14 protein-coding genes and 5 tRNA genes are annotated in these 14,213 nt (G+C 38.5%); all 19 read left to right on the forward strand.

Features of this window, described 5'->3' with window-relative positions; genetic code table 11:
• Window positions 1-3 precede the first annotated feature (3 nt).
• Window positions 4-348 carry a Spx/MgsR family RNA polymerase-binding regulatory protein gene (locus tag I5M19_RS02245; RefSeq protein WP_200063604.1) on the forward strand — a complete coding sequence of 115 codons (345 nt, stop codon included), beginning with the start codon at window positions 4-6 and terminating at the stop codon, window positions 346-348.
• Window positions 349-485: 137 nt separating this feature from the next.
• A complete protein-coding gene (locus I5M19_RS02250) occupies window positions 486-2,453 on the forward strand; it encodes a M1 family metallopeptidase (protein ID WP_200063606.1) in 1,968 nt (655 codons plus the stop codon).
• A gap of 112 nt (window positions 2,454-2,565) precedes the next feature.
• Window positions 2,566-3,282, forward strand: a complete 717-nt coding sequence (locus I5M19_RS02255; protein ID WP_200063608.1) for a peptidase associated/transthyretin-like domain-containing protein — start codon at window positions 2,566-2,568, stop codon at window positions 3,280-3,282.
• Window positions 3,283-3,356: 74 nt separating this feature from the next.
• Entirely contained in the window at window positions 3,357-3,548 is a 192-nt protein-coding gene (gene rpsU, locus I5M19_RS02260) for a 30S ribosomal protein S21 (RefSeq protein WP_200063610.1), read from the forward strand.
• 65 nt (window positions 3,549-3,613) lie between these two features.
• The gene (locus I5M19_RS02265) at window positions 3,614-4,534 is read left to right on the forward strand and encodes a tyrosine-type recombinase/integrase (RefSeq protein ID WP_317193207.1); all 921 of its coding nucleotides are present in this window, start codon (window positions 3,614-3,616) and stop codon (window positions 4,532-4,534) included.
• A gap of 12 nt (window positions 4,535-4,546) precedes the next feature.
• Window positions 4,547-4,894: a ribosome hibernation-promoting factor, HPF/YfiA family gene (gene hpf, locus I5M19_RS02270; protein ID WP_200063612.1), complete on the forward strand. Its 348-nt coding sequence runs from the start codon at window positions 4,547-4,549 to the stop codon at window positions 4,892-4,894.
• A 243-nt stretch (window positions 4,895-5,137) separates the two neighbouring features.
• Window positions 5,138-5,210, forward strand: a tRNA-Thr gene (locus tag I5M19_RS02275).
• Window positions 5,211-5,285: 75 nt separating this feature from the next.
• Window positions 5,286-5,366: transfer RNA gene (locus tag I5M19_RS02280), tRNA-Tyr, on the forward strand.
• A gap of 77 nt (window positions 5,367-5,443) precedes the next feature.
• Window positions 5,444-5,516 (forward strand) — tRNA-Gly (locus I5M19_RS02285).
• A gap of 83 nt (window positions 5,517-5,599) precedes the next feature.
• Window positions 5,600-5,671, forward strand: a tRNA-Thr gene (locus tag I5M19_RS02290).
• 64 nt (window positions 5,672-5,735) lie between these two features.
• Window positions 5,736-6,923 carry an elongation factor Tu gene (gene tuf, locus I5M19_RS02295; RefSeq protein ID WP_200063614.1) on the forward strand — a complete coding sequence of 396 codons (1,188 nt, stop codon included), beginning with the start codon at window positions 5,736-5,738 and terminating at the stop codon, window positions 6,921-6,923.
• A gap of 122 nt (window positions 6,924-7,045) precedes the next feature.
• Window positions 7,046-7,116 (forward strand) — tRNA-Trp (locus I5M19_RS02300).
• 15 nt (window positions 7,117-7,131) lie between these two features.
• A complete protein-coding gene (gene secE / locus I5M19_RS02305; RefSeq protein WP_200063616.1) occupies window positions 7,132-7,326 on the forward strand; it encodes a preprotein translocase subunit SecE in 195 nt (64 codons plus the stop codon).
• A 12-nt stretch (window positions 7,327-7,338) separates the two neighbouring features.
• Window positions 7,339-7,881 carry a transcription termination/antitermination protein NusG gene (nusG, locus tag I5M19_RS02310; RefSeq protein WP_200063619.1) on the forward strand — a complete coding sequence of 181 codons (543 nt, stop codon included), beginning with the start codon at window positions 7,339-7,341 and terminating at the stop codon, window positions 7,879-7,881.
• Between the two features lie 180 nt (window positions 7,882-8,061).
• A complete protein-coding gene (rplK, locus tag I5M19_RS02315; RefSeq protein WP_200063620.1) occupies window positions 8,062-8,502 on the forward strand; it encodes a 50S ribosomal protein L11 in 441 nt (146 codons plus the stop codon).
• 28 nt (window positions 8,503-8,530) lie between these two features.
• Window positions 8,531-9,229, forward strand: coding sequence for a 50S ribosomal protein L1 (gene rplA, locus I5M19_RS02320; protein ID WP_200063623.1), 699 nt, complete (start codon window positions 8,531-8,533; stop codon window positions 9,227-9,229).
• Window positions 9,230-9,231: 2 nt separating this feature from the next.
• Window positions 9,232-9,750, forward strand: coding sequence for a 50S ribosomal protein L10 (gene rplJ / locus I5M19_RS02325; RefSeq protein WP_200063625.1), 519 nt, complete (start codon window positions 9,232-9,234; stop codon window positions 9,748-9,750).
• 58 nt (window positions 9,751-9,808) lie between these two features.
• On the forward strand, window positions 9,809-10,192 hold the full coding sequence (rplL, locus tag I5M19_RS02330) for a 50S ribosomal protein L7/L12 (protein ID WP_200063627.1): 384 nt from the start codon (window positions 9,809-9,811) through the stop codon (window positions 10,190-10,192).
• Between the two features lie 150 nt (window positions 10,193-10,342).
• Window positions 10,343-14,146 carry a DNA-directed RNA polymerase subunit beta gene (gene rpoB / locus I5M19_RS02335; protein WP_200063629.1) on the forward strand — a complete coding sequence of 1,268 codons (3,804 nt, stop codon included), beginning with the start codon at window positions 10,343-10,345 and terminating at the stop codon, window positions 14,144-14,146.
• Window positions 14,147-14,213 lie beyond the last annotated feature (67 nt).

Genomic DNA, 14,213 nt, shown 5'->3' on the forward strand with positions numbered 1-14,213 from the left:
GATATGATAGTTTACGGCATTACTAATTGTAACACAGTTAAAAAAGCGCTTGACTGGCTAAAAGAAAATAACGTTCAGTATGAATTCCACGATTTTAAGAAATTAGGTATATCTTCTGAAAAGTTGGAAGAGTGGGACAAAAAAGCTGGCTACGAAAAGTTTTTAAATAAACAGGGGCTTACCTGGAAACAACTTGATGCGACTTTAAAAGAAAGTATAAAGACAAATAAAGATGCCTTACAGTTATTGCAACAAAAAACCAGCATGATCAAACGCCCTGTTATTGAGCATAACGGTAAATTATTATTTGGTTTTAATGAAGAAACATATAAAACAGAATTACTTTAATTCTGCAAAAAAGAAATAAAGTAATGTACAGTAGTAAAGATATTTAAAGCTTAATAATAAGTAACAATCGTTTTACTCACCCGGCAATTGTATAAATTATAGTATACTTGCTGTAAATAACTCAATTATAATAATATATGAAATTTAACCTGATTGCCGGCCTTACGCTGGCTGTTATGGCCGTTAGCAGTGTTAGTCAGGCACAGCAGCAGCCTGCTTCGAATTATAATTATCACGATGCATTTGCACCATTCTTTTACACTAAAAATGGAAATGAATATCGTGCCGCAGATGGCGAACCCGGGCCAAAATATTGGCAAAATCGTGCTGATTATCAATTATCTGCTCATTTAAATGATCAAACAGACGAAATAATAGGTAGCGAGGTGCTAACCTACACTAATAATAGTCCCCAAAAGCTAGATTTTTTATGGATGCAGTTGGATCAGAATCTTTTTAAAAGGGATTCGCGTGGTACCGCTATTACCCCTGTAACAGGTAGTCGTAATGGCGGCCATGGCGAGGTTTTTGACGCGGGATATAAAATAAAATCCATAAAAATAATGAGTGGTAAAAGCTCCGGCACGCCGCTTAAGTTTCTAATTACTGATACCCGTATGCAGGTATTTTTGCCAGAGGGTGTAGATGCTGAAGGCGGACAAGTGAAGCTGGGTATTGAGTATTCTTATATTGTACCCGAATACGGATCAGACCGTACCGGTATATTAAAAACCATAAATGGTAAAATATATACTATTGCGCAATGGTATCCGCGTATGTATGTTTATGACGATGTAATGGGTTGGAATGCTTTACCCTATACCGGCCCAAGTGAATTTTATTTGGAGTATGGTGATTTTGACCTAAGTATAACCGCACCTGCCAACCATATTGTTGTAGCTTCCGGAGAACTGCAAAATCCGAAGGATGTTTATACAACTGAGCAATTAAAACGGTGGGCTGAGGCTGAAAAAAGTGAAAAAACAGTAATGATACGTACTGCTGACGAAGTTACAGATGCATCTTCCCGTCCTTCAGGGAAAAAAGAGCTAACCTGGCACTTTAAAATAAAAAATGCACGTGATGTTTCGTGGGCTTCATCGGCAGCTTTTATAGTTGACGCTGCTAAGATGGATCTGCCAAGTGGTAAAAAGTCGATAGCTATATCTGCTTATCCTGTGGAAAGCAATGGTAACGACGCATGGGGGCGTTCAACTGAATATGTAAAGAAATCTATTGAATACAATTCCGCTAAATGGTTCGAATATCCTTATCCTGCCGCAACAGCCGTTGCCGGAAATGTTAATGGTATGGAATACCCGGGTATTGTTTTTTGTGGATACAGAGCCAAAAAGAGTCAGCTATGGGGAGTGAATGATCACGAATTTGGCCATACCTGGTTCCCAATGATAGTAGGTTCTAATGAGCGGTTATACGGATGGATGGATGAAGGCTTTAACACCTTTATTAATACTTTAAGTACTGCCGACTTCAATAATGGGGAATATGCGGGTAAAAAACAGGATATACACAAAATGGCTCCTGTATTTACTCGCGATGGCTTAGATCCTATATTAACTAACCCTGAAAACATGAAAGAAGCATATACAGGTATATTATTATACTACAAGCCTGGTATGGGATTAACCATGTTACGCGAGCAGATATTAGGACCAGAGCGTTTTGATTATGCCTTTAAAACTTATATCAATCGATGGGCATTTAAACACCCGACACCGGATGATTTTTTTAGAACTATGGAGAATGTATCAGGCGAAAGCTTGCAATGGTTCTGGAGAGGTTGGTTTGCCAACAACTGGAAACTTGATGTGGCCGTTAGTAATGTTAAATACGTAAATAACGATCCATCTAAAGGAGCATTGATCACTTTAGATAATTTGGGTCAAATGGCCATGCCGGTAGTTTTGGAGATCAAAACTAAAAGTGGCAAAGTCGATCGTTTGAAACTACCTGTTGAAATTTGGGAACGTAATACAAGCTTTGTTGTAAAATACCCGTCAACAGAGGAAATAGAATCGGTTACTTATGATCCTGATAAGGACTTCCCCGATATTAATTCTGACAACAATGTCTGGAAAAAGTAAACATAAAAAAACCCGGTTAATTCCGGGTTTTTTTATGTTTAATAATCCGCAACTTGTTCAAACCTTTGTGTATTTAAAAAGGTTAATAAATAAAGTAATTATTATAAGAGAAATGCATAAAACATATAGTTTCATTATTGTGGTTATGCTTATGGCATCGTATGTTAATGCACAGGATGTATTAAAGGGTACCGTTTACCAGGATAATACATCTGTTCGTTTGCCGAATGTTTTTATCAAAGACGTAAACAATAAGCAAATTACCATTACTGATAAGCGCGGCAATTTTAATATCCGTACTGCGCCGGGGCACATTCTGGTATTTAACTCACCGGGCTATGTAAATGATACGCTTTACGTAGTTGACATGATACCGAAAACGGTGATGCTTGCCTCTCAATTTATTGCATTAAGACAGGTGGATATTACCGCCTCCCGCAAGGAATTTAACCCACGTTTAGAATATCCCGAAGTGTACGAAAAGAGTAAAATATACGCTTTTTCACCATCAACATGGTTTAGTAAAGAGGGGAGGGACGCCCGCAGGCTTAAACGATATTTTAGGCGTGAAGCAGAGGAACGGCACATAGATTATGTATTTAATAAGGCTTACGTTAGTAGTATAGTGCCACTTAGAGGTAAAGAACTGGAAGATTTTATGTCGTTATACAGGCCCAGCTACTCTTTTTTGATCAGTAATGATAAGCAATCATTAGTGGCGTATATTAATGATAGTTATAAAAAATTCAAGGCTTTACCGCCCGATAAACGGAAGTTACAACCTCTGACTTCAGATAAAACTATTAACGATACTACTCTGCATAAATAATTGTAATTTATTGGTTTTTAGATTAAAAAACATTTCGTACCTTTGACGTCCCTGAAAGGAGGTATTTTTAATTTATGATCATTATTAACGTAAAAGACGGCGAATCATTAGACAGAGCATTAAAACGCTTTAAAAAGAAATTCGAAAAAACAGGTGTATTAAGAGAATTGCGCAGTCGTCAGGCTTTTGAAAAAAAATCTGTAACACGCAGGCACTTGGTAAAACACGCCATCTACAAACAAAATATGAACCAGGAAACTGTTTAATTTCTTTAATAAAGAATTTTCAGATTTTCTTGTCGCTATAAAAAAACTATTTGTACATTCATTAATTGGGTGCGCAAATAGTTTTTATGCTTACAGAGGGTTTTATAGCTTACATTAAATTTGAAAAACGGTATTCTCCGCACACCGTTTCTGCTTATCAGTCTGATCTCGAGCAATTCATTTTTTTTCTGAATTCCGCAAGCGCATCTGTGCATCCTATTTCCCACCCTTCTGAAATTACTCATCATGACATCCGTAACTGGATGGTTCATTTAATGGATAAGGATTTAACTCCCCGTTCTGTAAACCGTAAAATCGCTACGCTGAGAAAATATTTTAAGTTTTTATTACAGCAAAATATTATTCAGTTTAACCCTGCATCAAAAATAAATGCGCCAAAGGTTCCTAAGCATTTGCCTATAGTAGTAGAAGACGAAAAATTAATCAATATGCTGGACAACACCAGTATATTCGAAACAGACTTTAAAGGCCAGCGCGATAAATTGGTAATAGAGTTGTTATTTGGAACGGGCATGCGCCTTGCGGAAATAACCGGACTGAAGGAAAGTGATATCAATTTTTATGAAAACACCCTAAAGGTTTTAGGTAAACGCAACAAACAGAGGATTATACCACTAAACAAAGAACTGGTGATACTGCTAAAGAGGTATATAGTGTTAAAGAAAAGTGAAAATTTCGATAACAATTCCATAACATTAATCGTTACAAATAAAGGAACCGATACATACCCGAAGCTTATTTATTTAATAGTGCATAAATACCTTTCATATATATCAACACAAAGCAAAAAAAGCCCGCATGTGCTAAGGCATACATTTGCAACCAGCCTGTTAAATAAAGGTGCTGACTTAAATGCGATAAAAGAACTTTTGGGGCATGCCAACCTTAGTGCTACCCAAATTTATACGCACAACTCAGTTGAACGATTAAAGTCTATTTACAAACAAGCCCATCCAAAGGCATAAAAAGGAGGAAAAATGAAAATCACAGTGCAATCTATTCACTTTACTGCAGACAAAAAATTACTGGATTTTATTCAAAAGAAGGTTGACAAGCTGGAGACATTTTACGACCATATTATTAGTGGTGAAGTTTACCTCAAATTGGAAAATGTTGAGGACGAGGCAAATAAAATATCTGAGATAAAGCTTCTGCTGCCGGGTAATCAAATGTTTGCGAAAGAAAAGTGTAAAACTTTCGAAGAAGCGACTGATATTGTAGTGGAAAGTTTGCGCAAACAAATAGAAAAACATAAGCAAAAAAAATCAATAGCTGCTGAAGTAGCAAAAAAAGCGGCTATGGTTGCCACCGAAAACGATTTTTAATGATTAATGATGGGCAAATGCGAGCCCGAATCGGTAGGTTTATGACCTGCCGATTTTTTTTGGAAAAAAATTTTGTACAGGTTTAAATTTTTGTAGATTTGCAATCCCTTTCAGAGAGGTGCATAAATGTGTTCCTTTTATAAAATGGGTGGTTCTTTAAAATAAAAAAATAGCGCAATATTAATTTGCCGCCAAATTTCACATTAAGCTTTAATAGTTTAGATGAAACAGGTAACAATTTAAGCCTCCTTAGCTCAGCTGGTAGAGCGACTGACTTGTAATCAGTAGGTCATTGGTTCGATCCCGATAGGAGGCTCTGATAATTTCGAATTCCAGGCTGGATTTCGGTTATTTAATTTGAAATCTGATTTTCAGAGTTCGAAATTATCTTGGGGGGATACCAGAGCGGTCAAATGGGACGGACTGTAAATCCGTTGCTTCGGCTACGAAGGTTCGAATCCTTCTCCCCCCACTTAGGGTTACAAGTGCTGAATTCTAATTCTAAATTTATTTAGGATTTAGAATTCAGTTTTTTGGATTTTAAATTAAGCGGAAGTAGCTCAGTTGGTAGAGCGATAGCCTTCCAAGCTATAGGTCGCGAGTTCGAACCTCGTCTTCCGCTCAAGAGTATGTCGGATTTCGGATTTCGATATCGGACTTAACAGATCAGAGATATGGTGGATGCTGTATCGATGGTCAAAATCAGCCGACGTAGCTCAGGGGTAGAGCACTTCCTTGGTAAGGAAGAGGTCATGGGTTCAAATCCCATTGTTGGCTCAAGTAATAAAGTATACAATACAGTTTTTTAAATTATAAATTAACCTACAAACAAATATAAATCATGGCAAAAGAAAAATTTGACCGCAGTAAACCGCACTTAAACATCGGTACAATCGGTCACGTTGACCACGGTAAAACAACCCTTACCGCAGCTATCACTAAGGTATTAGCTGATAAAGGTTACTCAGAAGCTCGTTCATTTGATTCAATTGACTCAGCTCCTGAAGAAAAAGAGCGTGGTATTACTATTAATACAGCTCACGTAGAGTATTCAACACAAAACCGTCACTACGCACACGTTGACTGTCCTGGTCACGCGGATTATGTGAAAAACATGGTTACTGGTGCTGCTCAGATGGATGGTGCGATAATTGTTGTTGCTGCTACTGATGGTCCAATGCCTCAAACCCGCGAACACATCCTGTTAGCACGCCAGGTAGGTGTGCCTGCACTTGTTGTTTTCATGAACAAGGTTGACATGGTAGATGATCCGGAATTATTAGAATTAGTTGAAATGGAAGTTCGTGAATTATTATCATTCTACGAATTCCCTGGTGATGATATTCCTGTAATTCAAGGTTCAGCTCTTGGTGGTTTGAACAATGATCCAAAATGGGTTGAAAAAATTATGGAATTAATGGATGCGGTTGATAGCTACATTCCAATTCCTCCTCGTTTAACTGATCTTCCTTTCTTGATGCCTGTTGAGGACGTATTCTCGATCACTGGTCGTGGTACTGTTGCAACTGGTCGTATCGAGCGTGGTGTTATCAATTCAGGTGAGCCTGTTGACATCTTAGGTATGGGTGCAGAAAACTTAAAATCAACTGTTACCGGTGTGGAAATGTTCCGTAAGATCCTTGACAGAGGTGAAGCTGGTGATAACGTAGGTTTATTGTTACGTGGTATTGAGAAAACTGATATCCGTCGTGGTATGGTTATCTGCAAGCCAGGTTCAGTAACTCCTCACACCGATTTTAAAGCAGAGGTTTACGTATTATCAAAAGCAGAAGGTGGCCGTCACACTCCATTCTTCAACAAATACCGTCCGCAATTCTATTTCCGTACAACTGACGTAACCGGTGAGATATCATTGGACGAAGGTGTAGAAATGGTTATGCCTGGTGATAACGTTACCATCACTGTAAAACTGATCAACGCTATCGCAATGGAAAAAGGCTTACGTTTCGCTATCCGCGAGGGTGGTAGAACAGTAGGTGCCGGCCAGGTAACTGAAATTTTAAAATAATTTCTTATCCTTTTAAGGATAGCAAAACGGTTAATTTTTGTGTAAAGTACCGGGACTTTTGTCTCGGTACTTTATTCACAATAAAATAATACAAATTTCCTTATTAGGGGGATTTAGGATATACGGGCATAGTTCAATGGTAGAATAGAGGTCTCCAAAACCTTTGATCAGGGTTCGAATCCTTGTGCCCGTGCATAAGAATAACAAAATGGCTAGCGTAACTGAATATATAAAGGAATCATACATCGAGTTGACCCAGAAAGTAACCTGGCCAACTTGGCGCGAATTGCAAAACAGTGCTGTTTTAGTACTGATAGCAGCAATAATAATAGCTATGATCATATTTGGTATGGATCAGGTAATTGGCTATTTGCTTAATCAGTTTTATACTTCATTAGCCTAATTATACAAATAGATGAGTGATCAATTAAAATGGTATGTTGTTAGGGCTATAAGTGGTAAAGAGAAAAAGGTAAAACAATACATTGATGCAGAGGTTAACCGTTTGGGTATAAGTGCCCAGCTTCCGCAAGTATTGATCCCTACCGAAAAATATTACCAGATGCGTGACGGTAAAAAAATTGCGAAAGAACGTAATTATTTTCCGGGTTATGTATTAATTGAGGCCTCGCTTAATGGTGAGTTAGAGCACGTTATTAAAAATATTAATAGCGTTATCGGCTTTTTAGGCGATAAGGCAGGAAACGCTATTCCTCTTAGGCAGGCCGAAGTTAACCGTATTTTGGGTAAGGTTGATGAGATGAGTGCACAAAGCGAAACCATGAGCGTGCCATATTACGTTGGCGAAAATGTTAAAGTAATGGACGGTCCGTTCAATGGCTTTAGCGGTGTTATTGAAGAAGTTAACGAAGAAAAGAAAAAGTTAAAAGTTATGGTAAAGATATTCGGGCGCCGTACGCCGCTTGAATTGAATTACATGCAGGTAGAGAAAGAATAAATTCTGATAACCACGACGATATAGATGTAAAACATTTAAGCGTCAAATAAATCATAATTTATAATAATAAAAATATTAATGGGTTTGAATTAATACAGTAGTATCTCAAATCCGCAAACAATCTTAAATGTTACTTAGCTTCCACTTACTAACATTGAGTTATAATAAAGTAAATTAAAAATGGCAAAAGAAGTCGGTGCGTTAGTAAAACTACAAGTAAAAGGCGGCGCAGCAAATCCATCACCACCAATTGGCCCTGCATTGGGTGCAAAAGGTGTTAATATTATGGAGTTTTGCAAGCAGTTTAATGCACGTACCCAGGATAAACCTGGCAAAGTGTTACCTGTGGTTATTACTGTTTACGTTGACAAGTCTTTCGATTTTATCATTAAAACCCCTCCTGTTGCAATCCAGTTATTGGAAGTATCAGGTTTAAAAAGTGGTTCGGCCGAACCTAACCGTAAAAAAGTTGCCAGTGTAAACTGGGAGCAGGTTGAGAATATAGCCAAAGATAAAATGACTGATTTAAATGCGTTTACAGTTGAATCAGCCATGAAAATGGTGGCAGGTACTGCCCGCAGTATGGGGATAACCGTATCAGGTACGGCACCCTGGAATTAATTAAATTTATACAAATCAGTTTAAGACAGTGGCAAGATTAACAAAAAATCAAAAAGCGGCACTATCCAAAATTGAGGCGAACAAATCGTACTCATTACAGGATGCATCATCCCTGGTTAAAGAGCTTACCCTCACCAAGTTTGATTCATCTGTTGATATTGATGTGCGTTTAGGTGTTGACCCGCGTAAAGCCAATCAAATGGTGCGTGGTATAGCAACCTTACCTCATGGAACCGGTAAAACTGTACGTGTATTAGTGCTTTGTACTCCTGATAAGGAGCAAGAAGCCAAAGATGCAGGTGCGGATTTTGTTGGGTTGGATGATTATATTGCCAAGATTGAAGGCGGATGGACTGATGTTGATATTATCATCACTATGCCAAGTGTTATGGCTAAAGTAGGTAGGTTGGGTCGTATATTAGGCCCTCGTAACCTTATGCCTAACCCTAAATCAGGTACAGTAACCCAAGATGTGGGTAAAGCTGTAACTGAGGTAAAAGGTGGTAAGATCGATTTCAAGGTTGATAAAACCGGCATCATCCACGCATCAATAGGAAAAGCGTCTTTTTCTGCTGATAAAATTTATGAGAATGCTTTAGAAGTATTGCAAACTATCTCTAAATTAAAACCATCAGCAGCAAAGGGTACATATTTTAAGAGTATACATATCTCTTCAACAATGTCACCGGGTATTACAATTGAAACTAAATCAGTAGCGGGAATTTAATCATGAATAAAGAAGAAAAATACGACCTTGTTCTTGCCCTTACTGAACAGATGAAAGAATACGGTAATTTTTATATTACCGATACGTCTGATCTAACGGTTGCAAAGGTAAATACTATCCGTCGTCAGTGTTTCGAAAATGACATCACTATGCAGGTAGCAAAAAACAGCTTAATTAAAAAAGCTATGGAGGCTGCTGGAGGTGATTTTACTGAGATATATGATGTTTTAAAGGGTTCATCATCAATTCTTTTCTCTAAATCAGCAACTGCTCCGGCAAAGTTGATAAAGCAATTAAGGAAAAAAGGTGACAAACCAATTTTAAAAGCAGCTTATATCGATTCAGCAATTTTCATTGGCGATAACCAAATAGATGCCCTTACCAAATTAAAATCTAAGGAGCAGCTAATTGGAGAGATTATTGGCTTACTGCAATCACCGGCAAAGAACGTTGTTTCTGCATTACAATCAAGCGGAGGCAAATTAGCAGGTATTGTGAAAACATTACAAGAAAGAGGTTAACGGACACCTTAAAGTTCGATTTAAAAAAACAAAGCATTAAAGTAAAAAATAAAATAAAATGGCGGATTTAAAAGCGTTTGCTGAACAGTTGGTAAACTTAACAGTAAAAGAAGTAAACGAATTAGCTCAGATCTTAAAAGACGAGTATGGTATTGAGCCTGCTGCTGCTGCTGTTGCAGTTGCTGCTGCTCCTGCCGGTGGCGATGATGCCCCAGCTGCTGCTGCAGAACAAACAGCATTTGATGTTATCCTGAAAGAAGCAGGTGGTTCAAAATTAGCTGTAGTTAAATTAGTTAAAGATTTAACAGGTCTTGGCTTAAAAGAAGCTAAAGATTTAGTTGATGGTGCACCAAAAGAAGTTAAAGCTGGTGTAACTAAAGAAGAAGCGGAATCTCTGAAAAAGCAATTAGAAGAAGCCGGAGCAGTAGTTGAGGTTAAATAAGTTAACCCAACAACAATAGCATCAGACTCCGACCGTTTTTTGGTCGGGGTCTATTGCTGTTTATATACCCCTCAAGTTAAGTTAGGGTATCAGGAAAAATCCTTAACAGTACTATTACAGGTTTATTAATAAACTAAAAATTATAATACCTTGGCAAACAATAATAATCAAAGAGTAAACTTTGCAACCAGCAGAAAGGTACTTGATTACCCCGATTTTCTGGATGTACAGTTGCAATCTTTCCAGGAATTTTTTCAATTGGAAACCACCTCAGACAACCGCTATAAAGAAGGGTTGTTTAAAGTATTTGCCGAAAACTTTCCAATATCTGACTCAAGGAACATCTTCGTTTTAGAGTTTCTTGACTACTTTATTGATCCGCCACGTTACGATATACGCGAGTGTATTGAGCGCGGCCTCACTTACAGTGTGCCATTAAAAGCAAAACTTCGTCTGTCATGTAATGATGCAGAGCACGAAGATTTTGAAACAATTGTACAGGATGTTTATTTGGGAACTATCCCTTATATGACACCTAAAGGTACATTTGTAATTAATGGTGCCGAGCGTGTAATTGTATCACAATTACACCGTTCACCTGGTGTATTCTTTGGCCAAAGCCGCCACACCAACGGTACAAAATTATACTCAGCCCGTGTAATTCCTTTTAAAGGATCATGGATAGAGTTCGCTACTGACGTTAATAACGTGATGTATGCGTATATTGACCGTAAAAAGAAATTCCCGGTTACTACGCTGCTTCGTGCAATTGGTTATGATTCTGATAAGGATATATTAGAGTTATTTGAACTTGCTGACGAAGTTAAAGTAAGCAAATCAGGCTTAAAGAAATTTATTGGCCGTAAGCTTGCTGCAAGGGTACTTAAAAAATGGGTAGAAGATTTTGTTGACGAGGATACCGGTGAAGTGGTATCTATTGACCGTAACGAAATCATCCTTGAGCGCGAAACCGTTTTGGAAGATGACCATATCGATATGATCATTGATGCTGGTGTTAAAACCATCATTCTTAATAAGGAGGATGCTGCCACCAGCGGTGATTATACTATTATATATAATACTTTACAAAAAGATACCTCAAACTCAGAGAAAGAAGCGGTAGAGCACATTTATCGTCAGTTACGTAATGCTGAACCACCTGATGAAGAAACTGCACGTGGTATTATTGATCGTTTATTCTTCTCTGATAAAAGATACGATCTGGGAGATGTTGGTCGTTACCGCATCAACCGCAAGCTGAAGTTAAATACCTCTGAAGAAACAAAGGTATTAACCAAGCAGGATATTATAGCGATAGTTAAGTATCTGATCAAATTGATCAACTCTAAAGCTGAAGTTGATGATATTGATCACTTATCAAACCGTCGTGTGCGTACCGTGGGTGAGCAGTTATATGCTCAGTTCGGCGTAGGTTTAGCACGTATGGCCCGTACCATTCGTGAGCGTATGAACATTCGTGATAACGAGGTGTTCACACCAACCGACTTAATTAATGCACGTACCTTGTCATCAGTGATCAACTCGTTCTTCGGAACAAATCAGTTATCACAGTTCATGGATCAAACTAATCCACTGGCAGAGATTACGCACAAGCGTCGTCTGTCAGCTTTAGGGCCCGGTGGTTTATCACGTGAACGTGCCGGTTTCGAGGTTCGTGACGTACACTACACCCACTACGGCAGGTTGTGTACTATTGAAACTCCTGAGGGACCAAACATTGGTTTGATATCATCACTTTGCGTGCATGCCAAAATTAATAACCTGGGCTTTATCGAAACACCGTACAAACGTGTTGTTGATGGTAAAGTACAAATGGACGAGCCGGTTATCTACTTATCTGCTGAGGATGAGGATGGTAAAACTATCGGCCAGGCAAACGCTTATTATGATGATAAGGGTGTTTTTGCTACCCCACGTGTTAAAGCACGTTTTGAGGGTGACTTCCCGATCATTGAGCCTGAAAGACTTGATCTGATGGATATCGCTCCTAACCAAATTACTTCAATAGCGGCATCTTTAATTCCGTTTTTGGAGCATGATGATGCTAACCGTGCGTTGATGGGATCGAACATGCAGCGCCAGGCGGTGCCATTGTTACGTCCGGAAGCACCAATTGTAGGTACAGGTTTAGAGGGGCGTGTAGCAAAAGATTCACGTACACTTATTAACGCTGAAGGCGCTGGTGTTGTTGAATATGTTGACGCCAACGAAATTCGTATAAAATATGATCGCAATGAGCTTGACCGTTTATTGTCATTTGAAGGCGATTCAAAAAGTTATATTTTAACCAAATTCAAGAAAACTAACCAAAGCACTACCATTAACCTTAAGCCTATTGTTAAAAAAGGACAGAGGGTTGAAAAAGGACAGGTACTTTGCGAAGGTTACGCTACACAAAATGGTGAACTTGCTTTAGGACGTAACCTTAAAGTAGCATTCATGCCTTGGCAGGGATATAACTTTGAGGATGCGATTGTAATATCTGAGCGTGTTGTATCGCAGGATATATTTACATCACTGCACGTTGAAGAATTTGAACTTGAAGTACGTGACACCAAACGCGGCGAAGAAGAGTTAACACCGGATATTCCGAATGTTTCTGAAGAAGCTACAAAGGATCTGGATGAAGACGGTATTATTCGGGTAGGTGCGGAAGTTAAAGAAGGTGATATCCTTATCGGTAAGATCACTCCAAAAGGAGAATCTGATCCATCGCCGGAAGAGAAATTACTGCGTGCTATATTCGGTGACAAGGCAGGTGATGTTAAGGATGCATCACTAAAAACACCGCCTTCTATAAAAGGTGTGGTTATTGATACCAAATTATTTTCACGCGCTAAAAAAACTACCAAAGCCGAAGAAAAAGCACAGTTAGAAAAACTTGATGCTAAACATGACAAAGCTGTTAAGGATCTTAAAGCAAGCTTGATTGAAAAGTTATTCGAGATCGTAAATGGCAAAACATCTCAGGGTGTTTATAATGTTTACAAGGAGTTGTATATAGCTAAGGGTGTTAAATTTACTCAAAAGGTACTTACCGAACTTAACTACGAAAATATTAACCCAACCAAGTGGACAACTGATGATGATAAAAATGATCAGATAAAACTGTTGCTTCATAACTATAACATTAAAGTTAATGAGGAACTGGGTGCGTACCGTCGTGATAAGTTTGCTATAAGCGTTGGTGATGAGCTTCCATCTGGTATTGTACAGATGGCTAAGGTTTACATTGCTAAGAAACGTAAGCTTAAAGTTGGTGATAAAATGGCCGGTCGTCACGGTAATAAGGGTATTGTTGCACGTATTGTACGTGACGAGGATATGCCTTTCCTTGAAGACGGAACACCGGTTGATATAGTACTTAACCCATTGGGTGTACCATCACGTATGAACCTTGGTCAGATATATGAAACAGTATTAGGCTGGGCAGGTAAAGAACTGGGTATTAAATTCGCTACTCCTATTTTTGATGGTGCAAGCCACGATGAGGTAGAAGAGTGGGTTAAAAAGGCGAAATTACCTGAATCAGGTCGTACTTATTTGTACAATGGTTTAACCGGCGACAGATTTGACCAGCAAACTACAGTAGGTATCATATACATGCTTAAGTTAGGGCACATGGTTGATGATAAAATGCACGCCCGCTCTATAGGACCGTACTCATTAATTACACAGCAACCATTGGGTGGTAAAGCACAATTTGGTGGTCAGCGTTTTGGTGAGATGGAGGTTTGGGCACTGGAAGCATTTGGTGCATCAAACATATTGCAGGAGATACTTACCGTTAAATCGGATGATGTTATCGGCCGTGCTAAAACCTATGAGGCTATTGTTAAAGGTGAAAACCTTCCAACACCTTCTGTACCTGAATCATTCAATGTATTGGTTCATGAATTAAGAGGTTTAGGTTTAGATATCACCCTGGAATAAGTTGTAAAGTTAAAAATTGAAATGTTGAAGTTATTTGCTTTAACATTTCAATTTTAAAACCTTCCAA

This window comes from Mucilaginibacter segetis, from assembly GCF_016522075.1.
Taxonomy (GTDB): Bacteria; Bacteroidota; Bacteroidia; order Sphingobacteriales; family Sphingobacteriaceae; genus Mucilaginibacter; species Mucilaginibacter segetis.